This is a genomic window from Terrabacter sp. Soil810, assembly GCF_001429645.1.
Lineage (GTDB): Bacteria > Actinomycetota > Actinomycetes > Actinomycetales > Dermatophilaceae > Terrabacter.
Genome location: NZ_LMSW01000011.1, coordinates 920775 through 946643 on the forward strand (window position 1 = coordinate 920775; position 25869 = coordinate 946643).

A 25869-nucleotide genomic window follows, 5' to 3' on the forward strand; every position below is an offset into this window, starting at 1 on the left:
CGGTGACGGGGGCCAGCGGTTTCGTGGGTGGTGCGGTCGTGGACCGGCTGCTCGCCCAGGGACACGAGGTGCTCGGCCTGAGCCGCCGGCCGGTCGCCCTGCGCCCGGGGCTCGAGCACCGTCGGTGGGACCTCACGACCGGCGTGCTGGCCGACCCGCCGCCGGTCGACGCCGTGGTCCACGCAGCGGCGCACGTCGACGAGTGGGACCCCTGGGCCGTCCACGAGGCCGTCACCGTGGACGGCACCCGCGCCGTCCTCGACACCTGGCCCCGGGCCAAGGTCGTGCTCGTCTCGTCGTGCAGCGTCTACCCCCTCCGGGCTCCCAGCCGCCCGCGCCACGTCTTCACCGAGGACGTCCCGGTGACGACGCGGCCGCTGTCGGCCTACTCGCGCGCCAAGGGAGCGCAGGAGCAGGTCGTCCTCGCGCGCATCGGCAGCGTCGTGCTGCGCCCGCACGCCGTCCACGGTCCCGATGACCCCACGCTCCTGCCGCGGCTCGAGCGCGCACGTCGGCACGGGCGGCTGGTCTGCCCTGGGAGCAGCGACACGCTCGTCCACCTCACGGACGTCCGACTGGTTGCCGAAGCCGCCACCGCAGCGTGCGAATCCGTATGCGGCACAGAGGTCCTCAATGTCGCGGACGCCCGAGCCCTCCCGCTGATCGAGGTCGCGGCGGGTGTCGCGGCGGGGAACGGCTGGACCGAGCGACCCCTCCTCACGGGACCGGCGGTCGCCTGGACCGCAGCACTCGCCCTTGAGGCGACCGCCCGGCTCACCCGGGCGTCCACGCCTCCGCTGCTGACGGCGTACGCCGTCTCGCACCTCGCGGTCAGCCGCGTCTTCGACACCGCCCGGCTGCGGCAGCGGCTCGGCGTCGAGCCGGGCCCGACGGACCTGTCCCGATGGCGCCACGAGAGCACGGTCCGGGGGGCCGGCGACTCATACGGCTGACACCCCGTCGGCACAGCGCACGCACAGGGTCCGCCACGAATGTGTGTGACATGCCCTCACTCGCCCTCCCCGAGAGCCGTGACCTCTCGGTGCCGGCCGCGTCGCGGCGCCAGGCCCTCGCCCCGACGCCGCGCTGGTGGCGGGACGCATCCGCCGTGTTCGCCTGGGGTGTCACGCTCTTCGTCGTGGCCCTGTGGGTCGTCGGAGGAGGGCTGGCCGCGTTCGGCTCGCTCACCGAGAGCCTCACCAACCTCGGCCGTCTCAGCGGGTTGCTCGCGTCGGTGCTGATGCTCCTCCAGGTCCTGCTCATGGCTCGCATCCCGCTCGTCGAGCAGGCCTGGGGACAGGACGAGCTCGCCCGCGTGCACCGGCTCGTCGGCTTCACGTCGTTCAACCTCATGCTCGCCCACATCGTCCTCATCACGGTCGGCTACAGCGCCGGCACCGACCTGGGCGTCATCGCCACCTTCGTCGACTTTGTGCTGCACTCGCCCGGCATGCTGCTCGCACTCGCCGGCACCATCGCGCTCGTCATGGTCGTCGTCACCTCCGTGAAGAAGGCCCGGGCGAAGCTGCGCTACGAGTCGTGGCACCTGCTGCACCTCTACGCCTATCTCGGCGCGGGGCTCGCCCTACCGCACCAGCTCTGGACCGGGGCGGACTTCAACACGAACGTCGTCGCGACGGTCTTCTGGTGGGGTCTGTACGCCTTCGCCCTCGTCGCCGTCCTCGTCTACCGGGTGGGGCTGCCGGCCTACCGCTCGAGCCGCCACCGTCTCGTCGTCGCCCAGGTCGTCGAAGAGTCGCCGACCGTGACCTCGGTCGTCATGACGGGTCGCCGCCTCGACCGCCTGCCCGTCCGCGCCGGACAGTTCTTCCAGTGGCGCTTCCTCGACGGTGCGGGCTGGACCCGCGGCAACCCGTACTCCCTGTCTGCCGCGCCCGACGGTCGCTCGCTCCGGATCACGACCGAGGCCGTCGGCACGTCGAGCGCGCGCCTCGCGACGTTGCGCCCGGGCACCAAGGTCCTCGTCGAGGGCCCCTACGGCCGCCTGCACGCCGGTGTCCGCACGAGCGAGAAGGCCGTGCTCATCGGCGCCGGAATCGGCATCACGCCGCTGCGCGCCATCCTCGAGGCGCTGCCCGCCTCGCCCGACGGCGTCGTCGTGATCTACCGCGTCGGAAGCCAGGCCGACATCGTCCTCGGCGACGAGCTGCTCGACCTCGCCCGCGCCAAGGGCGGACGGGTCGTCGCCGTCGTGGGGCACCGCAACCGTGAGCGCGCCAGCTGGCTCCCCGTCGACGTGGGACACCTCTCCGACGCCGAGGCCCTGACCCGGATCGTCCCCGACATCGCCGAGCGTGACGTCTACGCGTGCGGCAACCCCGCCTGGATGGACACCGTCATCACCGCCGCCCACGAGGCCGGGGTGCCCGACGACGCCCTGCACCACGAGCGCTTCACCTACTGAGCCCGCGCGGGCATCGCCCCCCCGACCCCGCGACCTGCCCGAACCGACCGAACCGAATCGAGCCCCCCATGCGCCGCATCGTCCTCTGTGCCATGAGCACCCTGACCGTGCTCGTCCTCCTCTTCAGCTACAGCACGTCCCGCAGCTCGTCACCCGTCGTGGCCGAGACCCGGCAGGTGACGACGAGCAGCAAGACGTCCGACAGCACCGGCTCGACGTCCGGGTCCTCGTCCGCCTCCTCGACCGACTCGTCCGGCCAGGAGCCCACCGACGACGCCACGACCGACTCGGGAACGACGTCGTCCGACACCAGCGGCTCGAGCGGGTCGTCGGGGTCGTCAGGGTCGACCAGCACCTCGTCGGCAGCCAAGACCTACGCCGGTGACGCGGTCATGACCCGTTACGGCAACGTCCAGGTCCAGATCACCGTCAAGGCCGGCAAGATCACGGCCGCCGAGGTGCTCCAGGTCCCGTGGAACGACCGGCACGACCAGATGATCAACTCGGCCGCCGTCCCGGTCTACAACCAGGAGACGGTGAGCGCGCAGTCGGCACAGATCGACGTCGTGTCCGGGGCCACCTACACGTGGGACGGCTACACGCAGTCCCTGCAGTCAGCCATCGACCAGGCCAACCTGTGAGGCACTCTTGAGACAGGCGAGCAAGGAGCGAACCGTGACCCGTCCCCGCCAGACCAGCCCGATCGAGACCGCACCGACCCCCGCGCCCGCGAGGCGCGCCTGGGTGGAGCAGATCATGGGCATGCCGATCTCCATCCACCTGCGCGGCGCCGACGTCGACGGCCCTGCCGCGCAGGAGGCCGTGGCCGGGGCCTTCCGGATCCTGCGCGAGATGGACTCGATCTTCTCGACCTACCGCGAGGACTCCGACCTCATGAGGCTCCGGCGCGAGGAGGTCGACGTCGCGCAGTGCAGCCCCCTCGTCGAGGAGGCACTGCGCATCGGGCAGGAGGCCGAGGTCCTCACCCGTGGGGCGTTCACCACCCTGCTGCCCACCGGTGACGGCGACCTCGCGTTCGACCCGACCGGCCTCGTCAAGGGGTGGGCTGTCGACCGCGCCTCGGTGCGGCTGTCGGGACTCGAGGGGATCTCTTTCTGCATCAACGCCGGCGGCGACCTGCTCATCGGCGCACATCCCGACATGCCGACCGACGGTCCACGGGCGATCACGTGGCGCGTCGGCGTCGAGGACCCCCTCGACCGACAGCGCATCGCGAGCACCCTGACGCTGACGCGCGGGGCCGTGGCGACCTCGGGCACGGCGGCGCGTGGGGCGCACCTGTACGACCCCGCGACGGGGAAGCTCGTGGGACGTCCGGGGTCGGTGACGGTGACCGGCCCGACCCTGCTCTGGGCCGACATCTGGGCCACCGCCCTCTTCGTCGGTTCCGAGCTGACGGGCGAGGCCTTCGCCACGAGTGCGACCGACTACCTGTCGACGGCTCTCTGACCGCGCCGCCCGGGCCGGCGCGCCGCGCGCCCGGCCGAGGACAAAAGCCGCAGGCCCTCCCGAACCGGGAGGGCCTTGTGGCTTTCTTGCGGAAGCCATGCGTGGCACGGCGTTCGGGCCTTGCAGTTGGCGCGGCAGAGTCGTCCCCATCAGCAGGAACGGTGGGTGGGACCGGCCCGCTGACAGAGAGACCTTCGGGCGAGTGCCCGCCGATCCGGGGAGGAGCGCCATGACGAGCAGCACCAGCCCTGACCCTGCAGTGACGGTGCGCGGTCGCGGCGACCTCCCCGGACGGCGGGCCCACTCGAGGACGTCATCGGGGGAGGAGACCGGATCGGGGCGGGCCGCCTGGTGGGGGGCCGGCCCGCCCCGATCCGGCGCGCGGCCGGACGTCCACGGGCTCACGTCGTGAACGCGGCCCCGTGCACTCTCGGGGCCGGCCGTGGCCTCTGACGGGGTCGTGGGCCCGGTCTGTCCCGGACTCACGGTCGACGAGCTCGATCCCTCGGCCCTGACCCGCCTGGCGTCCGAGCTCGAGAGCGACGACCTCGCACGCTCGATCGCGCAGACCTACCTGCGGATGCTCGATACGCGTCTGACCCGCGCCGCGTCCGCCCTCGAACGCCGCGACGAGGTCGACGCCATGGACGTGCTGCTCAGCCTGCGCGTCTCGTCGGCCACCGTCGGCCTCGTGCGGCTCGAGTCGGCCGTGCTCTGCGTCATCGACGCGGTCCGTCGTGGTGAGCCCGATCTGGCGCGCGAACGAGGGGACTCGATGCTGGGCCTCGCGCCCGCCGCGCGCCACGCCCTTCGGTCACAACTCGAGCGTGCCGCTCCAGCCGCCTTCGCCTGACGCCCAGGGCCCCAGCCCCCATCTCGTGACGGGAGACGGCACGGTCGGCCCGCACGGCGCGCTCGACCCGCCGTCCGGCAGTGAGGACCGGCCCGCCGGACCCGGTCGCGCCGGTGGGCGTCAGAACGCGTCCGGCTCCTCCATGCGGTAGCCGACGCCTCGAACGGTGCGGATCGGGGCACGCATCCCGTCGGGGCCGAGGCGACTCAGCTTGCGACGGAGGTTGCCGACGTGCACCTCGACGAGGTGCTCCTCGGACCAGCCGGGGCCCCAGAGGCTGTCGAGCAGGACGGCGCGGGACCACACGCGGCGGGGTGCGCTGACGAGGGTCGAGAGCAGGTCGAACTCGGTGCGCGTCAGGTCGACCTCACGGTCGTCGACCGTGGCGACGCGGCCCTCGGGGTCGACGGCGATGCGGCCGTGGCGCACGAGCTCGGGCGTCGCGCCGTCGGGTGTCGCGCCGTCGCGGGGCGATCCGCCGGCGGTCGACGACGAGCCGTTGGCGTCCGCGGCCGGTGACTCGTCGGAACCGGTCGCACCGACGGTCCGCGGTCGGCGGAACATCGCGTTGACGCGGGCCTGCAGCTCGCGGGGGCTGAACGGCTTGGTGAGGTAGTCGTCGGCGCCGATCTCGAGGCCCATCAGGCGGTCGATCTCGTCGGTGCGCGCGCTGATCATGACGACGTAGGCCTGGCTCACGTCGCGCACCCGCCGGCACACCTCGATCCCGTCGAGATCGGGCAGTCCGAGGTCGAGCGTCACGAGGTCGGGATCGGTGGCGACGACGAGCTCGAGGCCCGCCTGGCCCGACGACGCGGCCGAGACCTCGAAGCCCTGCATGGTCAGGCTGTGCGTGATGAGCTCACGGATGTCGTCGTCGTCCTCGACGACGACCGCGGTGCGCGCTGAGCCCATCATGCGGTGATTGTCGCAGAATGCGCGGGTTTGGCCTGCCAGATGAGATTGTTGGGCGGTTCGTCCCCTCGGCGCGTCGCCCTCGGTGCGTCGCCCCAGGGCGTCGCGTCACCGGCCGCCGTCGGCGCTCGCTCCACCCAGCTGTGCCGCCAGCTCTTCGGGGTCGGTCGTGGGCAGCTCGCAGACCATCCCACGGCAGACATAGGCCGCCGCGCGCCCCCCGACCAGAGGGCGCTCGGCCAGCAGAGGCCGGCCGGGAGCGTCCGGTTCGCCGCGGACGACGACCAGCCCCGGGCTCGGCGAGCGCCGAGCGGCGGTCTCGAGCGCATCTGCCTCGGGACCCGACCCGGCGACGGCGACCTGCAGCGGGCCCGCGACCAGCGCCTCGGCGACCGCGAGCGACCACCCGCCGAAGCGCGGCTCGCGCACCGCCAGTCCCAGGCCCGCGGCGGTCGCGCGGGCGCCCGCGTCGAGGGCCGCCGCGTCACCGGTGACCGCGCCGAGCGTCACGAGCGCACCGGCCAGGGCGGACTGTCCGGAGGGTTCGGCATTGTCGGCGGCGCTGCGCGGACGCAGGTAGAGCGGCTCGGCGTCCCGGGCGGTGTCGTGGAAGCCGCCGTCGTCGGCCGCGAAGTCGCGGGCAGCGTCCAGCACCTCGCGAGCCGCGTCGAGCCAGGGCAGACCGCCCGTGACCTGGTGCAGCACGAGCAGCCCCTCCGCCAGGTTGCCGTGGTCGTCGGCGACGGCCCGGGCGGCCCCGACCACGCCGAGGCGTGACGCGCGCCGCAGCTCGCCGTCGACGAGGTGGACGTCGAGGACGTGGCCGGCGCACCGGCCGGCCGCCTCGACCCAGTCCGGGCGGTCGAAGGCAGCGCCGGCACCCGAAAGTGCGGCGATCGCGAGACCGTTCCACGACGTGACGACCTTGTCGTCGCGTCCGGGCTGAGGACGCTCGGCGCGGGCGGCGAGCAGCCGGCGGCGCACCTCGGCGAACCAGTCGGGGTCGCCCGGGTCGGTCGGCAGCTGCAGGGTGGAGGCGCCGTGCTCGAACGTCCCCTCCGCCGTCACGCACAGCAGCTCTGCCGCGACGGGACCGTCGTCGCCGAGGACCTCCCGGAGCTGCTCCGGCGTCCAGGCGTAGGTCAGCCCCTCGACACCCGCCGCGTCGGCGTCGAGGGACGACGCGAAGCCGCCGGCGGCGGTGCCGAGGTCGCGCACGACGAAGTCGGCGGTCTCGCGGACGATGCGCTCGGCCAGCGGGTCGCGGGTCACCTTCCACCACGTCGTGCAGGCCCGGAGCAGGAGCGCGTTGTCGTAGAGCATCTTCTCGAAGTGCGGCACGACCCACCCCGCGTCGACGGCATACCGGGCGAAGCCTCCGGCGAGCTGGTCGTACATCCCACTGCGCGACATCGCCTCCAGCGTGCGACAGGCCATGTCGCGCGAGGGGGCGTCGCCCGTGCGCGCGTGGTGGCGGAGCAGGAACTCGAGCACCATCGACGGCGGGAACTTCGGCGCGCCTCCGAATCCGCCTGCGACATGGTCGAACTGGCGGGCCAGCAGCCCGACCGCGGACGACAGCGCCGCCGGCTCGACGGCATACGGCGTCGGTGGCTGGAGGGCCTCGGCGAGGCTGGTGGCGATGTGCGTGCCCGACGCCCGCACCTCGTCCTCGCGCGTGCGCCACGCCTCGTCGAGCGCGGCCAGCACGCGCAGGAAGTGGTCGCGCGGGAAGTAGGTCCCGCAGAAGAAGGGCTCGCCCTCGGGGGTGAGGAAGACCGTCATCGGCCAGCCGCCGTGGCCCGTCGTCGCGGTCACCGCCGACATGTAGGCGGCGTCGATGTCGGGCCGCTCCTCGCGATCGACCTTGACCGCGACGAAGCGGTCGTTGAGCGCCGCCGCGACGGTCTCGTCCTCGAACGACTCGTGGGCCATGACGTGGCACCAGTGGCACGCCGCGTAGCCGACCGACAGCAGGACGGGCACGTTGCGCTCGCGTGCCTCCGAGAAGGCGGCCTCGCCCCACTCCTGCCAGTGCACCGGGTTGTCGCGGTGCTGCAGCAGGTAGGGGCTCGTCGCGTGGTCGAGGCGGTTGGTCATCCCCTCACGCTAGGCGAGGCACCACGACCGGACGAGGCGCGCCTCAGGCGGGCACGGCCTCGAGCCGCGTGACGAGCCGCTCCCACCGGATGCGGCGTGCGCGCCACGTGAAGATCGCGAGCTTGGCCAGCTCCTCCAGGATGCGGGCGACGAAGATGCCGACGTAGCCGAGCGGCGTGTGCAGGCCGAGGAGGACGGCGAGCGGCAGGCCGACGACGAAGGCGCCCACGACGTCGCCCATGATGACGCCGCGCACGTCGTTCGCGCTGGGCAGCACGCCTGCGCCGACGATCATGTTGCGGACCTTGACCACCTGGAAGGCCGCGTTGACGAGGATGCCGACACCGGCCATGGTGCGCACGTCGCGGCCGGCCTCGCCGAAGAGGACGTCGAGGAGCAGGACCGAGGCGCCGAAGAGGACCCCGAAGACCGCCGCGGTCCCGATGCCGGCGCGCGTCAGCCGCCGCACCCAGGCCATCGCGTCGTCGACGTCGCCGCGACCGACCGAGCGGCCGACGAGTGTCGTCGTGGCGCTCATCAGGCCGATGCTGCCGACGACGAAGACACCCTCGAGCGTCGTGACGATCTGGGCGGCCGCCAGGGCCTCGTCGCCGAGCTGCTGGAAGACGACGTTGTAGAGGAAGGTCCCGACCGTCCAGAAGAGCTCGGTGATGCCGAGCGGGAGCGCGAGGACGAAGAGCGGCACGATGACGGCTCGCCACTGGCGCAGGCTGTCGGGCAGGCTCCAGCCGACGACCCCGCGTCGGCCGTAGGCCATCCACAGCAGGATGAGCGACTTCACGACGGCCGTGACGAGCGTGGCCCATCCGGCCCCCGCGACCCCGAGCGAGGGGAGCGGCCCGAGGCCGACGACGAGGGAGTATGCGATCGCCGAGTTCGCGACGACGGTGACCATCGTCGCGATCATCGGGCTCGTCGGCCGCCCGGCCGAGCGGAGGACGCCCGCCAGGATCGCGCTGAGCATGACCGGCAGGGTCGCGAGGACGGTGAGGCGGAAGTAGTCGGTGCCTGCGGCGGCGACCGACGGGGAGGCGCCGACGAGCGCCATGAGGTGGTCGGCGAAGAACCACGGCACGAGCGAGACCACGGTGCCCAGCCCCACGGCGACGAGCAGCGCGGCGGTCACGGTGTGGTCGAGTGCGTCGCGGCGGCCGGCGCCGTGGGCCCGTGCGACGAGGATGCTCACCGACGTGCCGAGGCAGCCGAGCGTGACGGCGAGGATGAAGGTGAGGCTGTTGGAGAAGCCCACCGCGGCGATGGCGGTGGCGCCGAGGCTGCCGACGACGATCTGGTTGACGAAGTTGAGCACCAGCATGAGGACGAACTCCATGCTCACCGGCACGGCGATGCGCGCGATCTCGCGAGCAGGATTCGGCGGGGCCGAGCGCTGGTCGCGGGAGGTGGGCATGGCAAGGCGAGGCATGCGAGTGCCTTTCGACAACGAAGGTGGGGGAGCGCGACAAGGTTAAGGCTTCAAGCACCCCCGAGTCGAAACGATTTGATCGGAGCGTCGCGCCAGCCGCGCGCCAGCCCTGCGGTCAGTCGTTCATCGCCTTGATGATCGTCACCGCGAGGCTGATCCGGTCGTGCGCCCAGGCGTCGTCGGCCGGACCGTTCGCGAGCGACTCGGCCGCGTCGAGGGCGTTGTCGGCCTCGCGGACGATCGTCCACGCGCGGGCGCGCCCCTCGTCGAGGCCGGCCCGCTCGCAGATGATCTCGAGCCGCCGCCGCAGCGACCAGCGGACCTCCGAGCCGGTCCCGAGCTCGTCGGCCCGGTTCCACAGGGCCGGTGCCACCTCGAAGGCCGGGTCGCCGGCCATCGGCTTGGGGTCGATGGCGAGCCACGGCGAGCGGTAGGCAGCGAGCACGTTCGTGTAGTGCAGGTCGGTGTGCAGCAGCCGGTCCTCAGCCGGCGCCCGGTCGACGAGCTCCCTGGCAAGGGTGGAGGCCTGGTCGAGGTAGCGCCGCGGCAGCACGGCCGGTGCCGCCCTCAGCTCCTCCGCCTGACGGAGGGCGTATGCCGTGAGGCTGGGGACGCGCGGGTGCGGCGGCCGGCGCAGCACGCCGAGCAGGTCACCGATGACACCGCAGGCCTCGTCGACGTCGACGCGGGTGAGGTCGCGCGTGTGCAGGCGCTCGAGCAGCAGGGCGAAGCGGGCGGGGTCGGCCCGGACGAGGCGCACCGCGCCGTGGCCGTTCCACGTCTGCAGCGCGAGGTGCTCGGTGGCGGCCTCGGGGTGGGGCCAGGTGATCTTGAGGACGCCGTCGCCACTCACGCCGACGACGTCGCGGCCCGAGCCCAGCAGCCGCACCGGGATGGCCACCGCGCACACGCCGTTGGTCGCGCGGCCGACGGGCTCGAGCTCCCACTCCGCGAACAGGTCGGTGATGAGCCCCGGGAGCGCGTCGATCCAGTCCTCCCCGGAGACGTAGCCGTCGGGCTCGTAGCCACTCACCTCGTGGGCGAAGAGCGCCGGGATGAGGTCGTACATCGGGTCGTAACTCATGCGGTGGCTCCCGGGAAGGCGGTCAGGGGCACGTCCCAGTCGACGGCGAGGGCCTGGACGTTGGCGCTCCAGCGCGCGACGTCCTCGAGCGAGGCGGCGTTCGGCTGCGGACCCGCCACCTCGGTGCCCGCATCCACGGCGGACGAGAGGGTCTCGGTCGCGAGCCGGAGGGCCGCGTCGGGTGTGGTGACCGGGAAGGGCAGCGCCCAGCCGGCGGGGGTCGTCGAGCTGGTCCCGGACACGGAGATCTGGAGCCGGACCAGGGCCGCGAGCGTCTCCTCGGCCGTCGACCGCTGGTCGCCCGAGCTCTGCGCGGCGACGACCTCGAACGCATAGACGAGGGGCTCGGTCCGCGCGACGACCTCGGGCCGCGCGGGGCTCGGCGACGACACGGCGACCTCCCGGCCGAGGAGCACGGCTCCGGCGAGGCGCTGGCCGTAGGCCGCGCCGAGCAGCTCGCGGGTGTCGGTGGTCGCCGTCGTGAGGGCGGCCCAGTCGTCGGGCCCGAGCGAGTCGAGGAGGGCGGCGAGCGCCTTGCGGGTGCGGACGGGCCTGGCGGCTGCCGTGCTGGTGCCGGGGCCCGTGGGTGCCGGGGTGCCGGTGGCACCTGCACCCGCCGACGGCGTCGGGCCGGCGGCCACGGCGGCGTCGATGACGCTTCTCGGGACGCCGGCGTTCGTCAGGCGGCCGCGCAGCACGCGCAGCTGCTCCCGGTTGACCGTGCGGAGGCGGCGCACCAGGGCGCCGCCGTCGTCGCCCGCGAGGACCGACGTCTCGGCCGCGACGACCCGCTCGAGGTCGGCCACGGCCGAGAGCAGCAGTGCCTCGTCGGGAGCGGGACGGCGCGTCGGCACGGGCGGGGGCGGTGGCGGGACGTCGAGGCGCAGGCCGCGGTCGACGAGCAGCGCGAGGGCCGCAGCGCCGCCGCCGAGCACGAGGAGACGGCGTGGGGGACGGCCGAGACCGTCCATCACCCGTGACCCGAGCCCACGGGTGTCGCCGTCCATGCCGAGATCTTCGCACGCGGGCGGCGGTCTGCGACGACCCCCCGGCGCCGATAGAGTGGTGGGCACGCGGTGCCCGTCGCGCCCCCTCGGGGTGTGGGCACCGGACATTCGAGAAGAGCAGGAGGCGTCGACTGATGAGCACGGTGCAGGAGATCAGAGCGACGCTCGAGCCGGTGCTCGCGCCCCTCGGGCTCGTCGTCGAGGACGTCTCCGTGTCTCCTGCCGGCAAGCGCCGTCTCGTGCGCGTGCTCGTCGACTCCGACATCGCCGACCTCGACGTCGCCGACACCACGAGCGCCGTCCCGCCGCTGTCCCTCGACGCCGTCGCCGACGCCACGCGTGCCGTGAGCGATGAGCTCGACGCCAGCGACGTCATGGGGCAGGCGCCCTACGTGCTCGAGGTGTCCTCGCCGGGGGTGGGCCGGCCGCTCGCCTCGCGCGACCAGCTCCGCCGTCAGGTCGGCCGCCTCGTCGAGGTCGTCCACCAGGGCGGCACCGACACCGGGCGCCTCACCGCGGTGGGCTCGGACTCCCTCATCCTCGAGGTCGCCGCCACGAAGAAGACACCGGCGCGCCACGTGACGCTCGACCTCGACACCGTCCAGCGGGGCACCGTGCAGGTCGAGTTCAAGCGGGTCGAGACGGCCGACGACGCGCACGACGAGGCTCACGACGAGCCTCACGACGGCTCCGGCGGCACCGACGACGCCCATGACGACACCCACGACCCGGACGAGACGTCCGCCCTGGAAGGGGACCACTGATGGACATCGACCTCGCAGCCCTGCGCGCCCTCGAACGGGAGCGCGACATCAGCCTCGACGTGCTCATCCCGGCGATCGAGCAGGCGCTCCTCGTCGCCTACCACCGCACCGACGGCAGCCAGCGCATCGCGCGGGTCGAGCTGGACCGCAAGACGGGCCACGTCATCGTGTGGGCCCGGGAGGAGGGCGACCTCCTGCCGGTCACCGAGGAGGGTGAGCGTCCGCAGCGTGGCGAGCCCGGCCCCGAGTTCGACGACACCCCGGTGGGCTTCGGCCGCATCGCCGCCTCGACGGCACGTCAGGTCATCGTCCAGCGACTGCGCGACCTCGAGGACGAGGCCATCCTCGGCGACTTCAAGGGCCGCGAGGGCGACGTCATCTCCGGCATCATCCAGCAGAGCCAGGACCCCCGGAACGTCCTCGTCGACTTCGGCACGGTCGAGGGCATCCTGCCCCTGGCCGAGCAGGTACCGGGCGAGCGCTACGTCCACGGCGAGCGCCTGCGCTGCTTCGTCGTCAGCGTCAAGCGCGGACCCAAGGGCCCGCAGGTCGGTCTGAGCCGCACCCACCCCAACCTCGTGCGCACGCTCTTCAAGTTCGAGGTGCCCGAGATCGCCGACGGCACCGTCGAGATCGCCGCCCTGGCCCGCGAGGCCGGGCACCGCACGAAGATCGCGGTCCACAGCCGGGTCTCCGGCGTCAACGCCAAGGGCGCGTGCATCGGCCCGATGGGGGCGCGCGTGCGGGCCGTCATGACCGAGCTGCGCGGCGAGAAGATCGACATCGTCGACTACGCCGACGACCCGGCGACCTTCGTGGCGGCCGCGCTGTCGCCGGCCCGCGTGCAGTCCGTCGAGATCGTCGACGCGTCGGCGCGCACGGCTCGCGTCGTCGTCCCGGACTACCAGCTGAGCCTCGCGATCGGCAAGGAGGGGCAGAACGCCCGCCTCGCCGCCAAGCTCACCGGATGGCGCATCGACATCCGCCCGGACACCGAGGCGCCCGAGGCCTCCGGTGCGACGGGGGGCGGTGTCGAGGTGGCGCCTGACGGGCGCTGAGCGCCCGGCCCGGCGCACCCCGTGGAGCGGGGAGCGGCGCGAACGCGGTAGACTTGTCTGTGGCCGACCGGACTGGACTCCGTGCTGAGCCGTCCCGCACCTGTGTGGGATGTCGAGGAATGGATAGCTGGTCGGCCCTGCTGCGAGTGGTCGCGGCGACGGACAGAGACGCTGGGGACACCTCCCCGGTCACGCTCCGTCCCGACCCGAGACACCGGATGCCGGGACGTGGTGCGTGGTTGCACCCGACGCCCGAATGCTTCGAGCTGGCAGTGCGCCGCAAGGCGTTCGGGCGTGCCCTGCGACTGCAGGCGGCGCTCGACGTGAGCGCGGTGGCACGACAGCTCGGGGTCCAGCACGAGTAGCACGCACCGGTGCCCGCCCACGACGGGGGAGCACCGGATCAGTCAGAGATCAGTCAACGAACCACAAGGCGGGTTGAAAACGCTATGAGCACCCGATGAGTACTCAGCGATGAGCAAGCCCCAGCAATAACCCACGGTTCGGCCACTCCCTGTTCAGGCCGGACCAGGAACAGGAGAGATGTGGCTAAGGTCCGGGTCTACGAGCTCGCAAAGGAGCTCGGAGTCGAGAGCAAGACACTGCTCGCACACTTGAAGAGCCAGGGAGAGTTCGTCCGGTCGGCATCGTCGACCATCGAGCCCCCCGTCGTCCGCAAGATCATCGAGACCTTCCCCCGGGAAGGCTCGTCCAGCGGAGACAAGAAGCCGGCGGCCCCCAAGGCCGCCCCCACCAGCGCGGCCCCCGCCGCGCCCCAGAAGGCTGCTCCGGCGCCGTCGGCCCCCGCGCCGGCCGCCCCCGCAGCCGCAGCGCCGGCGGCCCCCGCCCCGGCTGCTCCCGCAGCACCTGCCGCCCGCGAGGCAGCTCCGGCGCCCGCCAAGGCAGCTCCCGCACCCGCCGCCCCGGCACCGAAGGCTCCGGCCCCGGCTGCTCCGGCCCCCGCCGCTCCCGCGGCGTCGGCCCCGGCGCGCGTGCAGTCCAGCCGTGACGGTGGTCAGCAGACCTCCGGCGTCCCGGCCTCCCCGCGTCCGGCTCCCCGTCCGGGTCAGCCGCGTCCGGGCAACAACCCGTTCGCCCCGAGCCAGGGCATGGGCCAGTCCCGCGCCCCGCGTCCCGGTGGCGACGCCGGCCCGCGTCCGGGCAACAACCCGTTCAGCCCCAGTCAGGGCATGCCGCGTCCGCAGCAGCGCCAGGGTGGTCAGGGTGGTCAGGGTGGCCAGCGTCCCGGTGCTCCCGGTGGCGCCCCGCGTCCCGGTGCTCCGGCAGCGGGCGGTCGTCCCGGTGCTCCCGGTGGCGCCCCGCGTCCCGGTGGTCCGCGTCCCAGCCCGGGCATGATGCCCGAGCGCAGCACCGTCGGCCGTCCGGGCCAGCGCCCGGCCGGCGGCCCCGGCCGTGGTGGCCCGGGTGGCGGCGGTGGCCGTGGCGGCTTCGGTGGTGGCCCCGGCGGCGCCCCCGGCGGCGGTCGTCCCGGCGGCTTCGGCGGTCCCCGCGGTGGCGGCGGCGGTCGTGGCTCGACGGCTGGTGCCTTCGGTCGTGGCGGCGGTCGCCCGGTCCGAGGCCGCAAGTCCAAGCGCGCGAAGCGCCAGGAGTTCGAGCAGATGCAGGCCCCGAGCCTGGGTGGCGTCAGCGTCCCCCGTGGTGACGGCAAGACGACCATCCGCGTCCGTCGTGGTGCCTCGCTGACCGACTTCGCCGACAAGATCAACGCCAACCCGGCGTCGCTCGTCACCGTGCTGTTCCACCTCGGCGAGATGGCCACGGCCACGCAGTCCCTCGACGAGGAGACCTTCAAGGTGCTCGGCGCCGAGCTCGGCTACGAGATCGAGGTCGTGTCGCCCGAGGACGAGGAGCGCGAGCTGCTCGGCTCGTTCAACATCGACCTCGACGCCGAGCTCGAGGCCGAGGAGGACGAGGACCTCGAGGCGCGTCCGCCGGTCGTGACCGTCATGGGCCACGTCGACCACGGCAAGACGAAGCTCCTCGACGCGATCCGCTCCGAGGAGGTCGCCGAGGGCGAGGCCGGTGGCATCACCCAGCACATCGGTGCCTACCAGGTCGCCACGACGCACGAGGGCGAGAAGCGCGCCATCACGTTCATCGACACCCCCGGTCACGAGGCCTTCACGGCCATGCGTGCCCGTGGTGCGTCGGTGACGGACATCGCGATCCTCGTCGTCGCCGCCGACGACGGCGTCATGCCGCAGACCATCGAGGCGCTCAACCACGCCCAGGCGGCCAACGTGCCGATCGTCGTGGCCGTCAACAAGGTGGACAAGCCGGACGCCAACCCGGCGAAGATCCGCCAGCAGCTGACCGAGTACAACCTCATCGCGGAGGAGTACGGCGGCGACACGATGTTCGTCGACGTCTCGGCCAAGAACGGCACGAACATCGACGGGCTCCTCGAGGCCGTCCTGCTCACCGCCGACGCGGCCCTCGACCTGCGCGCCAACCCCGACAAGGACGCCCGTGGTGTCGCCATCGAGGCGCACCTCGACAAGGGCCGCGGCCCGGTCGCGACCGTCCTCGTCCAGTCGGGAACGCTCAGCGTCGGTGACTCGATCGTGGCCGGCAGCGGTCACGGCCGCGTGCGTGCCATGCTCGACGAGCACGGCAACAACGTCGAGCAGGCCGGACCCTCGCGGCCCGTCATGGTGCTCGGTCTGACGTCGGTCCCCGGCGCCGGTGACACGTTCCTCGTGGCCCCCGACGACCGCACGGCCCGTCAGATCGCCGAGCGTCGTGAGGCGGCGTCGCGTGCGGCGAGCCTCGCCAAGCGCCGCAAGCGCATCTCGCTCGAGGACCTCAACGAGGCTCTCGCCGCGGGCAAGGTCGACACCCTCAACCTCATCCTCAAGGGTGACGTGTCGGGTTCGGTCGAGGCGCTCGAGGACGCGCTGCTCAAGATCGACGTGGGCGACGAGGTCGACCTGCGGATCATCCACCGCGGTGTGGGTGCCATCACGCAGAACGACGTCAACCTCGCGACGGTCGACAACGCGATCATCATCGGCTTCAACGTCCGCCCCGCGGAGCGTGTCGCCGAGCTGGCCGACCGGGAGGGCGTCGACATGCGCTTCTACTCGGTCATCTACCAGGCGATCGACGACGTCGAGGCAGCGCTCAAGGGCATGCTCAAGCCGGAGTACGAAGAGGTCCAGCTGGGCACGGCCGAGGTCCGCGAGGTCTTCAAGTCGAGCAAGTTCGGCAACGTCGCGGGTTCGCTCGTGCGCTCCGGCGAGATCAAGCGCGGGACCCGTGCGCGGATCATCCGCGACGGCACCGTCATCGGCGAGGGCATCGAGATCACCGGTCTGCGTCGTTTCAAGGACGACGTCACCGAGGTCCGCGAGGGCTTCGAGTGCGGTATCAACCTCGGCAACTTCAACAACATCGAGATCGACGACGTCATCGAGACGTTCGAGATGCGCGAGAAGCCGCGCGCCTGAGCTCGACAGGTGCGACGGCGCCGGCCCCCCACGGGGGTCGGCGCCGTCGCCGTCTGCGGGGTCCCACCCGACCCGCGGACGCCCGGACGGGAATGCGCAGCGTCCCCGCGCCGCTACTAGGGTGATCACCACGTCGGCTGGTCCGACCGCACGCACACGAAAGCAGAGGTAGTCATGGCTGACCCCGCCCGCGCCCGCAAGATCGCCGACCGGATCAAGGTCATCGTCGCCGAGTACCTCGAGTTCCGGCTCAAGGACGAACGCCTCGGGTTCGTCACCATCACCGACGCCCGCGTCACCGGCGACCTCCAGCAGGCCTCCGTCTTCTACACCGTCTTCGGCAGCAACGAGGACCGCCAGGCCACGGCCGAGGTGCTCGAGGCCAACAAGGGCCGTATCCGCTCGGCCGTCGGCAAGGGCATCGGCATCCGCCTGACCCCGTCGATCGAGTTCATCGCCGACGCGCTGCCCGAGGGCGCTGCCCACCTCGAGGACCTGGTGGCCCAGACCCGTGCTCGCGACGAGGAGCTGGCGCGCGCCGCGGCGAACGCCACGCCGGCCGGCGACGCCGACCCCTACCGCAAGCCGGTCGACCGCTCCGAGGACGACGCCAGCGACGACACCGTGGACGCCGAGGTGGACGCGGACGTCGACGCCCGATGACCGACCGCTCGGGTGGCCTGCTCGTCGTCGACAAGCCGGCCGGCTGGACGAGCCATGACGTCGTGGCGCGCGCCCGCCGGCTCTGCGGCACCCGCCGGGTCGGGCACGCCGGCACGCTCGACCCCATGGCGACCGGTGTCCTCGTGCTCGGCGTCGATCGGGGCACGAAGCTGCTCACCTTCCTCGTCGGCTGCGACAAGTCGTATGCCGCCACGATCCGTCTCGGGATGGCCACCCTCACCGACGACGCCGAGGGTGAGACCACCCAGGCGCTCGGCGTCGAGGACGTGCCGGCCCTGGAGGCCGCGCTGCCGGCCGCCGTCGCCGCCCTGACCGGGGAGATCCAGCAGGTGCCGAGCGCCGTCAGCGCCATCAAGGTCAAGGGCGTACGCAGCTACACCCGCGTCCGGCAGGGCGACACGGTCGACCTGCCCGCGCGGCCGGTCACGGTGAGCCGCTTCGACATGCTCTCCGTGCGTCCCGGCACCGCGACGGTCGAGGTCGGTCCGCCCATCGACGTCGTCGACGTCGAGGTCGAGGTCGACGTCTCGTCGGGCACCTACGTCCGCGCGCTCGCCCGCGACCTCGGCGAGGCGCTCGGCGTCGGCGGGCACCTGACGGCGCTCCGGCGTACGCGCGTGGGCCGCTTCGGGCTCGACGATGCCGCGTCGCTCGACGACCTCACGGCCACGTCGGAGGCCGACGGGCCCGACGGCATACCCCTGCTCCCCATCGCCGAGGCGGCGCGGGCGCAGCTGCCCGTGCACGAGGTGACCGCCGAGGAGGCCGTCGCCCTCGGCTACGGCCAGCGCATCCCGAGCGCCGTGGCCGGCGCTGACGCCGTGGCCGCGATCGACCCGGACGGGCGCCTCGTTGCCGTGCTCGACGAGACGCGTCCGACGGCCCGGGCCAAGGTGGTCTTCGCCGCGACCGGGGCGGGGGCCTGAGCCTCGTGCCCGAGCCCTCGGACGTCCGCTCCGGCACGGCCACTACAGTGGTCGCCGTGCAGCGCTGGTACGGACTCGACGACATCCCGGCCGACCTCGGGCCCACCGTCGTCACCCTCGGCAACTTCGACGGGGTGCACCGCGGCCACCGCGAGGTCCTGACGCGTGTCGTGCGCGAGGCCGCCGACCGCGACGCGATCCCCGTCGCCGTCACCTTCGAGCCGCATCCGATCGCCGTGCTCTACCCCGACCGCGCTCCGGCGGTCGTCATGTCGCTCGAGCAGCGCCTCGACGCGCTCGCCTCGGTCGGTCTGGGGGCCGTGCTCGTCATCGAGTTCACGCGCGAGTTCGCGCAGCAGACCCCCGAGGAGTTCGTCCGCGGCATGTTCGTCGACGCCCTCGGTGCGTGCGCCGTCGTCGTGGGCAAGGACACCCGCTTCGGCGTGCGCAACTCCGGTGACGTCGGCACGCTGCGCGAGCTCGGCGCGTCGCACGGGTTCGAGGTCATCGCCCTCGACGACATCGGCGAGGGCGCCGACGAGGGCGCCCGCTGGAGCTCGACGCAGCTGCGGTCCGAGCTGCTCGCCGGCAACGTCGACCACGCCGCCCAGATCCTCGGTCGCCCCCACCGGGTCACCGGCACCGTCGTGCACGGTGACCACCGCGGCCGCGAGCTCGGCTACCCCACGGCCAACCTCTCGCAGGACCACGAGGGCCTCGTGCCGGCCGACGGGGTGTATGCCGGGTGGCTCGTCCGTCTCGACCTCCACGAGGGTGCGCCTGACCGCACGCTCCCCGCAGCCCTCTCGGTGGGCACCAACCCGACGTTCGACGGTCACCAGCGCCGCGTCGAGGCCTACGTGCTCGACCGCACCGACCTCGACCTCTACGGTGAGCGCGTCGCGGTGGAGTTCGTCTCGCACCTGCGCCCGACCCTGAAGTTCGAGTCGATCGACACGCTCGTCGAGCAGATGGCCCAGGACGTGGTCCGGTGTCGCGAGATCCTCTCGGCGATCGTCCCGTCGTAGCCGGGCCGCTGCTGCGGCCGACGCCTCCGCGGAGCGCTCGTGGCCGGCCGTCCCTGCGAGCCTCGTCGGGGCTGCGCGATGGCGGTCCGTCGTGGCTGCGCGTGGACCTCGGGCTGCTCATCGGCGCCTTCGGCCTGTCGGTCGTCGGAGTCGTCCTCGTGTGGTCCGCGACCCGCGCGTCCGTGGGCGGCACCGCGGCGCTCAAGCAGCTCGTCGCGCTCGGCGTCGGCATCGCCTGCGCTGCGGTGGTGACGCGGCTCGACGTGCGGGTCGTCCGCGCGGCCGCGCCCGTCGTCTACGTGCTCGCCGTGCTCGGTCTGGCGGCGGTCGTCTCGCCGCTCGGGTCGACGGTCAACGGGTCGCGCTCCTGGATCCGGCTGCCCGGAGGGATGAGCCTGCAGCCCTCGGAGCTCATGAAGGTGGCCCTGGCGATCGGCCTGGCCATGCTCCTCGCCGAGCGGGCCGAGCGCGGGCTGCGCCAGCGTCACCGGGACGTGGCGCTCGCGTGGGTCGTGGCCGGCATCCCCGTCGTGCTCGTGCTGGCGCAGCCCGACCTCGGGTCCGCCCTCGTGCTCGTCGCGATGTCGGTCGTCATCATCGCCGCCGCCGGAGCCCCCGCCCTGTGGACGCTCGGCGTCGTCGTCGTCGGCGCGGCCACCGTCGGCGCGGCGTTTGTGACGCCCGTCCTCTCGGGCTACCAGCGCAACCGGTTGCGGGCCTTCCTCGACCCCTCGCTCGACCCGCAGGGCATCGGCTACCAGACGCGTCAGGTGCGCATCGCGATCGGCTCGGGCGGCCTCGGTGGACAGGGTCTCTTCGAGGGTCGCCAGACCCAGGGCGGCTTCATCCCGTTCCAGGAGACCGACTTCGTCTTCTCCGTGGCGGGGGAGGAGCTCGGCTTCCTCGGGGCGGCGGGGCTCGTCGTGCTCATCGGCTTCATCGTCGTGCGGTGCGTCGTCGTGGCACGCCGTGCCGACGCGTTCGGCCGCCTCGTCGCGATCGGCGTCGCCGTCTGGCTCGGGGTGCAGGCCTTCGAGAACATCGGGATGAACCTCGGCCTCATGCCGGTGACGGGCCTGCCGCTGCCCTTCGTGTCGAGCGGCGGCTCGTCCCTCATCGCCTCGTGGATCGCGATCGGCCTCGTCGGCAACGTGGCGTCCGCCTCGCAGCGGCGAGGCGGACGCCACGTGACGGCCCGCGCCCTGTGGGGGTGAGCCCGCGCGCGGGTGACCCCCGAGTCCGGTTACCGACGGGTCACGTTTCGCCGACGACGCCGACGGATGCGTGACTGGCGGGTCGATTGTTGACATCATCCCGGCATGGCGCGGTCGCCCGCAGACGCCGATGACGGGCAACCGCAGTGACAAAGGAGTCCACATGCCCCTCCAGGCACTCGCCGACCGGGACGTCGACCAGAACATCCTCGACGGCCGCGCCCCCAGCGTGGGCGCGCTCTTCCGCAGCCGGGTCCGGGCCACGCCCGACGCGCCGGCCTACCTCTACTTCGCGGAGGGGTCGAGCGAGCTCACCACCCTGACGTGGAGGCAGACCCACGAGGTCGTCGAGCAGTGGGCCGCCGGACTCGTCAGCCTCGGGGTGCAGCTGGAGGACCGCGTCGCCATCGCCTCGACGACGCGCGTCGAGTGGATCCTCGCCGACCTCGCCGTCATCTGCGCCGGGGGCGCGACGACGACGGTCTACCCCACGACGATCGCCGAGGACGTCGCCTACATCCTCACCGACTCGGGCAGCGGCATCGTCTTCGCCGAGAACGAGGAGCAGGTCGCCAAGCTCCAGCGCGTCCGCTCGGAGGTGCCCGGGGTCCGGCAGGTCATCGCCCTGACGGGACCGGGCAGCGAGGACGGGTGGGTCATCACCACCGACCAGCTCGCCGAGCGTGGTCGCGAGTGGCTGGCGGCGACGCCGGACCTCGTCGACTCGCGCATCGACCAGCTCACGCGTGAGTCCCTCGCCGTCGTCATCTACACGTCCGGCACGACCGGCCGCCCCAAGGGCGTGCGCCTCGTCCAGGACAGCGTCGTCTACGAGGGCGCCGTCATCGACGCCATCGGCACCTTCACCGGGGACGACCTGCAGTTCCTCTGGCTGCCGCTCTCGCACGTCTTCGGCAAGATGCTCGTCGCGACGGGGCTCCAGATCGGCTTCCCGACCGCCGTCGACGGCCGTGTCGACAAGATCGTCGAGAACATGGCCGTCATCAAACCGACCTTCATGGCCGGCCCGCCGCGCATCTTCGAGAAGGCGCACGGGCGCATCGCCCTGATGTTCGCGGGGGAGAAGGGCGTCAAGAAGAAGCTCATCGACTGGGCCCTCAAGGTCGGTGGCGAGATGCGCGACGTCCGGGCCCGCGGAGACCAGCCCTCGGCGTCCCTTACGCGGCGGCACGCGCTCGCGACGAAGCTCGTGCTGCACAAGGTGCAGGAGCGCTTCGGCGGCCGGGTCCGCTTCATGATCAGCGGCTCGGCGCCGCTCAACGCCGAGGTCGCGCGCTGGTTCGGGTCGGTGGGCCTGCTCGTCCAGGAGGGCTACGGCCTCACCGAGACGTCGTCGGGCACGACGGTCAACGCGCCCGAGCACGGCGCGTACCAGTACGGCTCCGTCGGCTGGCCGCTGCCCGGCACGGAGGTCCGCATCGCCGACGAGGACGGCGAGATCCTCGTCAAGGGACCCGGCGTCATGCGCGGCTACCACAACAACCCCGAGGCGACGGCCGAGGTGCTCAGCGAGGACGGGTGGTTCCACACCGGCGACATCGGGCGCATCGACGAGCGCGGCTTCCTCTACGTCACCGACCGCAAGAAGGACGTCTTCAAGACCTCGGGCGGCAAGTACATCGCCCCGGCCGAGATCGAGGCGCGGTTCAAGGGCCTGTGTCCCTTCGTCAGCCAGTTCCTCGTGCACGGGGCCGGCCACAACTACGCGACAGCACTCGTGACCCTCGACCCCGACGCCATGGTCGGCTGGGCGCCGACCGTCGGGCTCGACGGCAAGACGTACGCCGAGGTGGTGGCCTCGCCGCAGGCGCACGCCCTCGTCCAGCGCTACGTCGACCAGCTCAACGACGGCCTCAACCGCTGGGAGACGATCAAGAAGTTCACCATCCTCGACAAGGACCTCACGGTCGAGGAGGGCGACCTCACCCCGAGCATGAAGCTGCGCCGCAAGGCCGTCACCGAGAAGCACCGCGCCGAGCTCGACGCGATGTACGACGGCTCCTGACGCCCGGGGCTCAGCGCCGGGCCGGGAGGTCGATGACCGCCCCGGCGCCGGCGTGCCCCGGCTCGGGGAAGGCGACGCGGTGCCCGTGCGCTTCGACGAGCCTCGGGTCGGCCCACCGCTCGGTCCGTGGGGTGCGGTAGTTGAACCACAGGGTCGGCCCGGCCGGGGCGCCGAGCACGACCCGGGCCATGGCGGCGTCGTCCGGGTGGTGGAAGACATCACCGTTGGTCGAGACGAGGTAGTGACTGGCCGGCGCCACCTCGAGCAGCGCCGCGACGACGTTGGCGTCGCTCCCGTGGTGAGGCAGCTTCAGCGCGTCGACGGTGAGGGTCTCACCCCCGCGGGCGCGGGCCACACCCTGCAAGGCCGCGGTGAGGACGCTCCCGAAGGCGTCCGCCCCGAGCACGACGCTCGCCCCGCGGTGCTCGACGAGCAGGGCGATGCTGCTCCCGTTGGGCACCGACGTGTCCCGAGGCGTCCGCTCGTCGGCCAGGTGCTGCAGGTCGGCGAGAGGCTCGGGCACGTCGAGCGCCACCTCGCGGGCGTGGTCGCCCAGCGCGTCGCGCAGGCTCCTCGACCACGAGTCGGCCAGCCGCATGAGGCGCTTCGTCGTCGGGGAGAGCACCGTGACGGTCGGTCCACCCGGCACCGCAACCTCGACGAAGCCGCCCGCCGCGCCCGTGTCGACGGGCCCGCCACCGAACGCGACGTTCCACGGCAGGGCTCGGCGACGTGACTGCAGCACCGAGGGACCGCCGGCCAGCGGATCCTCGTCGGGGCCGCGGAGCGCGGCGACGAGGCTCTCGCCCTGGTCGACGCTCCGTGGCCGGCCGGGCCCGGTCACCGGAAGGTGCGTGCGCCCGTTGAACCAGAAGTCTCGGACGTCCGCGGCCAGGTCGCTCGCGAGGAACGGCAGCATGCCGCCGATGTGGTCGCTGTCGATGTGCGTGATGACCGCGACGTCGATGTGGCGGTCATCCGGGTCGAGGCGGCGCAGCCGCGCCTCGAGGAGCGGCCACGTGTCCGGAGGGCCCCCGTCCACGAGCATCCGCCACGTCGTGCCGTCTGGGCGGGGGCACTCGACGAGCAGACAGTCGCCCAGTCGCGCGGGCAGCACCTCCACGTGGATCGCCGTCGGCACCGTCGCCACCATCCCACCTCCGCCCACCCAGACTAGGGCGGGGGCCTGCCGGTGTCCGGCGCTTCGGCGAGGGGGCCCGGTTGGTCGTGTTTCGGTGTCCGCCCGACCACACGTACCATGGCGGGATGCCCGGAGAGTCCCTGTTCAACGCCCTCGAGCCCCTGCTGGAGCGGGTCAACAAGCCCATCCAGTACGTCGGCGGCGAGCTCAACTCCACGGTCAAGGACTGGCACGTCGGCGGCCACGGCCCCGACGGCGAGGAGCTGACCACGCGGTGGGCGCTCATGTACCCCGACGCGTACGAGGTCGGCGTCCCCAACCAGGGCGTCATGATCCTCTACGAGGTCCTCAACGAGCGGGCGGACGCTCTTGCCGAGCGCACGTATGCCGTGTGGCCCGACATGGAGGCGCAGCTGCGGGAGGCGGACCTGCCGCAGTTCACCGTGGACGCCCACCGTTCGGTGCGCGACTTCGACCTCTTCGGACTCAGCTTCTCGACCGAGCTCGGCTACACCAACATGCTCACCGCTCTCGACCTCGCCGGCATCCCGCTGCACGCGGTCGACCGCGGCCTCGACGACCCGATCGTCATCGCGGGCGGCCATGCGGCCTTCAACCCCGAGCCGGTCGCGTCCTTCATCGACGCCGCCATCGTCGGCGACGGTGAGCAGGCCGTCCTCACGGTCACCGACATCGTGGGGGAGTGGAAGGCCCAGGGCCGTCCCGGTGGTCGCCGCGAGGTGCTGCTGCGCCTCGCTCGCACCGGCGGCGTCTACGTCCCGGCCTTCTACGAGGTCTCCTACCTGCCCGACGGGCGCATCCAGCGCGTGGCGCCGGCGGCCGACGCCGCGGGTGTGCCGTGGCGCGTGGCCAAGCACACCGTCATGGACCTCGACGCGTGGCCCTACCCCAAGCAGCCCCTCGTGCCGCTCGCCGAGTCGGTGCACGAGCGCATGTCGGTCGAGATCTTCCGCGGCTGCACGCGCGGCTGCCGCTTCTGCCAGGCCGGCATGATCACGCGTCCGGTGCGCGAACGGTCGATCACCGGCATCGGTGAGATGGTCGAGCGCGGCCTGGCCGCAACGGGATTCGAGGAGGTGGGGCTGCTCTCGCTGAGCTCGGCCGACCACTCCGAGATCGCCGACCTGACCAAGGGTCTCGCCGACCGCTACGAGGGCACCCAGACGGGTCTCTCGCTGCCGTCGACCCGCGTCGACGCCTTCAACATCGACCTCGCCAACGAGCTGACCCGCAACGGTCGACGCTCGGGCCTGACGTTCGCGCCCGAGGGCGGCTCCGAGCGCATCCGCAAGGTCATCAACAAGATGGTGTCCGAGGAGGACCTCATCCAGACCGTCGCCGCGGCCTACGGCGCCGGCTGGAGGCAGGTCAAGCTCTACTTCATGTGCGGGCTGCCCACCGAGACCGACGAGGACGTGCTCCAGATCGCCGAGCTCGCCAAGAAGGTCATCGAGACCGGGCGGCAGGTCTCGGGTCGCCGCGACATCCGCTGCACCGTCTCGATCGGCGGCTTCGTGCCCAAGCCGCACACGCCGTTCCAGTGGGCCTCGCAGCTCGGTGTCGAGGAGACCGACGCGCGCCTGGCCAAGCTCCGTGAGGCGATCCGCGCCGACAAGCGCTACGGCTCGTCCATCGGCTTCCGCTACCACGACGGCCAGCCCGGCATCGTGGAGGGGCTCCTCTCACGCGGTGACCGCCGCGTCGGCAAGGTCATCGAGGCCGTCTGGCGCGACGGCGGCCGCTTCGACGGCTGGAGCGAGCACTTCTCCTACGAGCGCTGGATGCGCTGTGCGGACGAGGCCTTCGCCGACGTGCCGGTCGACCTCGCCTGGTACACCACGCGCGAGCGCGGCGAGTCCGAGGTGCTGCCCTGGGACCACCTCGACTCCGGTCTCGACAAGGACTGGCTCTGGGAGGACTGGCAGGACTCCCTCGACGAGACCGAGGTCGACGACTGCCGCTGGACGCCGTGCTTCGACTGCGGCGTCTGCCCGCAGATGGGCACCGAGATCGAGATCGGGCCCACGGGCAAGACCCTGCTGCCGCTCACGGTGCTGGGGTCCGGTCGTCAGGACCTGCTCGAGCACCAGCACTGACCGCTCCCGCCGGCCACGGCGTGCGACCCCCGGGGGCGTATGCCGCGTGGCCGGGGGAGGGTGGCGGAGCGGCATACGGCTGCTCGGGCCCCTGTTACCCGGAGCACACGACCCGGCGAGCGCGCTCGTCGGGCCGTGCCCGT

At 72.6% G+C, this 25869-nt stretch carries 21 protein-coding genes; 15 read left to right on the forward strand and 6 right to left on the reverse strand.

The features are described 5' to 3' along the window. Positions 1-2 precede the first annotated feature (2 nt). From ASG96_RS10170 to ASG96_RS10190, 5 genes are all read left to right on the forward strand, one after another. Entirely contained in the window at positions 3-953 is a 951-nt protein-coding gene (locus tag ASG96_RS10170; RefSeq protein WP_057587865.1) for an NAD(P)-dependent oxidoreductase, read from the forward strand. A gap of 50 nt (positions 954-1003) precedes the next feature. Beyond that, positions 1004-2425, forward strand: a complete 1422-nt coding sequence (locus ASG96_RS10175; RefSeq protein WP_082591712.1) for a ferric reductase-like transmembrane domain-containing protein — start codon at positions 1004-1006, stop codon at positions 2423-2425. Positions 2426-2493: 68 nt separating this feature from the next. Next, a complete protein-coding gene (locus tag ASG96_RS10180; protein ID WP_057587866.1) occupies positions 2494-3066 on the forward strand; it encodes an FMN-binding protein in 573 nt (190 codons plus the stop codon). 34 nt (positions 3067-3100) lie between these two features. Beyond that, on the forward strand, positions 3101-3895 hold the full coding sequence (locus ASG96_RS10185; RefSeq protein WP_057587867.1) for an FAD:protein FMN transferase: 795 nt from the start codon (positions 3101-3103) through the stop codon (positions 3893-3895). 442 nt (positions 3896-4337) lie between these two features. Then, positions 4338-4748 carry a hypothetical protein gene (locus ASG96_RS10190; RefSeq protein WP_057587868.1) on the forward strand — a complete coding sequence of 137 codons (411 nt, stop codon included), beginning with the start codon at positions 4338-4340 and terminating at the stop codon, positions 4746-4748. A gap of 120 nt (positions 4749-4868) precedes the next feature. Here the strand turns inward: ASG96_RS10190 and ASG96_RS10195 are convergent, their stop codons facing one another. The 5 genes from ASG96_RS10195 to ASG96_RS10215 form a co-directional block, all read right to left on the reverse strand. After that, entirely contained in the window at positions 4869-5666 is a 798-nt protein-coding gene (locus ASG96_RS10195; protein WP_056754045.1) for a response regulator transcription factor, read from the reverse strand. Between the two features lie 105 nt (positions 5667-5771). Further along, the gene (locus ASG96_RS10200; RefSeq protein ID WP_057587869.1) at positions 5772-7763 is read right to left on the reverse strand and encodes a thioredoxin domain-containing protein; all 1992 of its coding nucleotides are present in this window, start codon (positions 7761-7763) and stop codon (positions 5772-5774) included. Between the two features lie 43 nt (positions 7764-7806). Next, positions 7807-9207, reverse strand: a complete 1401-nt coding sequence (locus ASG96_RS10205) for an MATE family efflux transporter (RefSeq protein WP_235509127.1) — start codon at positions 9205-9207, stop codon at positions 7807-7809. A gap of 115 nt (positions 9208-9322) precedes the next feature. Continuing rightward, entirely contained in the window at positions 9323-10291 is a 969-nt protein-coding gene (locus ASG96_RS10210; protein WP_056754054.1) for an aminoglycoside phosphotransferase family protein, read from the reverse strand. Next, positions 10288-11298 carry a DUF4439 domain-containing protein gene (locus ASG96_RS10215; RefSeq protein WP_157610770.1) on the reverse strand — a complete coding sequence of 337 codons (1011 nt, stop codon included), beginning with the start codon at positions 11296-11298 and terminating at the stop codon, positions 10288-10290. The genes ASG96_RS10210 and ASG96_RS10215 overlap by 4 nt, the downstream gene beginning before the upstream one ends. A gap of 134 nt (positions 11299-11432) precedes the next feature. Here ASG96_RS10215 and rimP point away from each other — a divergent pair, with 134 nt between their 5' ends. From rimP to ASG96_RS10260, 9 genes are all read left to right on the forward strand, one after another. Continuing rightward, positions 11433-12062, forward strand: coding sequence for a ribosome maturation factor RimP (rimP, locus tag ASG96_RS10220; RefSeq protein WP_056754059.1), 630 nt, complete (start codon positions 11433-11435; stop codon positions 12060-12062). Further along, positions 12062-13120 carry a transcription termination factor NusA gene (gene nusA, locus ASG96_RS10225; protein ID WP_056754061.1) on the forward strand — a complete coding sequence of 353 codons (1059 nt, stop codon included), beginning with the start codon at positions 12062-12064 and terminating at the stop codon, positions 13118-13120. The genes rimP and nusA overlap by 1 nt, the downstream gene beginning before the upstream one ends. Before the next feature lie 104 nt (positions 13121-13224). After that, positions 13225-13485, forward strand: a complete 261-nt coding sequence (locus ASG96_RS10230) for a YlxR family protein (RefSeq protein WP_255358550.1) — start codon at positions 13225-13227, stop codon at positions 13483-13485. A 180-nt stretch (positions 13486-13665) separates the two neighbouring features. Then, positions 13666-16590, forward strand: coding sequence for a translation initiation factor IF-2 (gene infB, locus ASG96_RS10235; protein ID WP_056754068.1), 2925 nt, complete (start codon positions 13666-13668; stop codon positions 16588-16590). Between the two features lie 174 nt (positions 16591-16764). Further along, entirely contained in the window at positions 16765-17253 is a 489-nt protein-coding gene (gene rbfA, locus ASG96_RS10240) for a 30S ribosome-binding factor RbfA (protein ID WP_056754070.1), read from the forward strand. Further along, positions 17250-18200, forward strand: coding sequence for a tRNA pseudouridine(55) synthase TruB (gene truB / locus ASG96_RS10245; RefSeq protein WP_057587872.1), 951 nt, complete (start codon positions 17250-17252; stop codon positions 18198-18200). The genes rbfA and truB overlap by 4 nt, the downstream gene beginning before the upstream one ends. Positions 18201-18256: 56 nt before the next feature. Then, complete coding sequence (locus ASG96_RS10250; RefSeq protein ID WP_057588387.1) at positions 18257-19228, forward strand: bifunctional riboflavin kinase/FAD synthetase; 972 nt, start codon at positions 18257-18259, stop codon at positions 19226-19228. Further along, positions 19192-20442, forward strand: a complete 1251-nt coding sequence (gene rodA / locus ASG96_RS10255; protein ID WP_082588548.1) for a rod shape-determining protein RodA — start codon at positions 19192-19194, stop codon at positions 20440-20442. Before ASG96_RS10250 ends, rodA begins: the two co-directional genes overlap by 37 nt. A 163-nt stretch (positions 20443-20605) precedes the next feature. Further along, entirely contained in the window at positions 20606-22468 is a 1863-nt protein-coding gene (locus tag ASG96_RS10260) for a long-chain fatty acid--CoA ligase (RefSeq protein ID WP_057587873.1), read from the forward strand. Positions 22469-22478: 10 nt separating this feature from the next. Here the strand turns inward: ASG96_RS10260 and ASG96_RS10265 are convergent, their stop codons facing one another. After that, complete coding sequence (locus ASG96_RS10265) at positions 22479-23618, reverse strand: MBL fold metallo-hydrolase (RefSeq protein ID WP_162262032.1); 1140 nt, start codon at positions 23616-23618, stop codon at positions 22479-22481. Between the two features lie 116 nt (positions 23619-23734). On the opposite strand from ASG96_RS10265, the gene ASG96_RS10270 reads away from it, so the two are divergent. Continuing rightward, entirely contained in the window at positions 23735-25726 is a 1992-nt protein-coding gene (locus tag ASG96_RS10270; protein ID WP_056754081.1) for a TIGR03960 family B12-binding radical SAM protein, read from the forward strand. Positions 25727-25869: the final 143 nt, after the last annotated feature.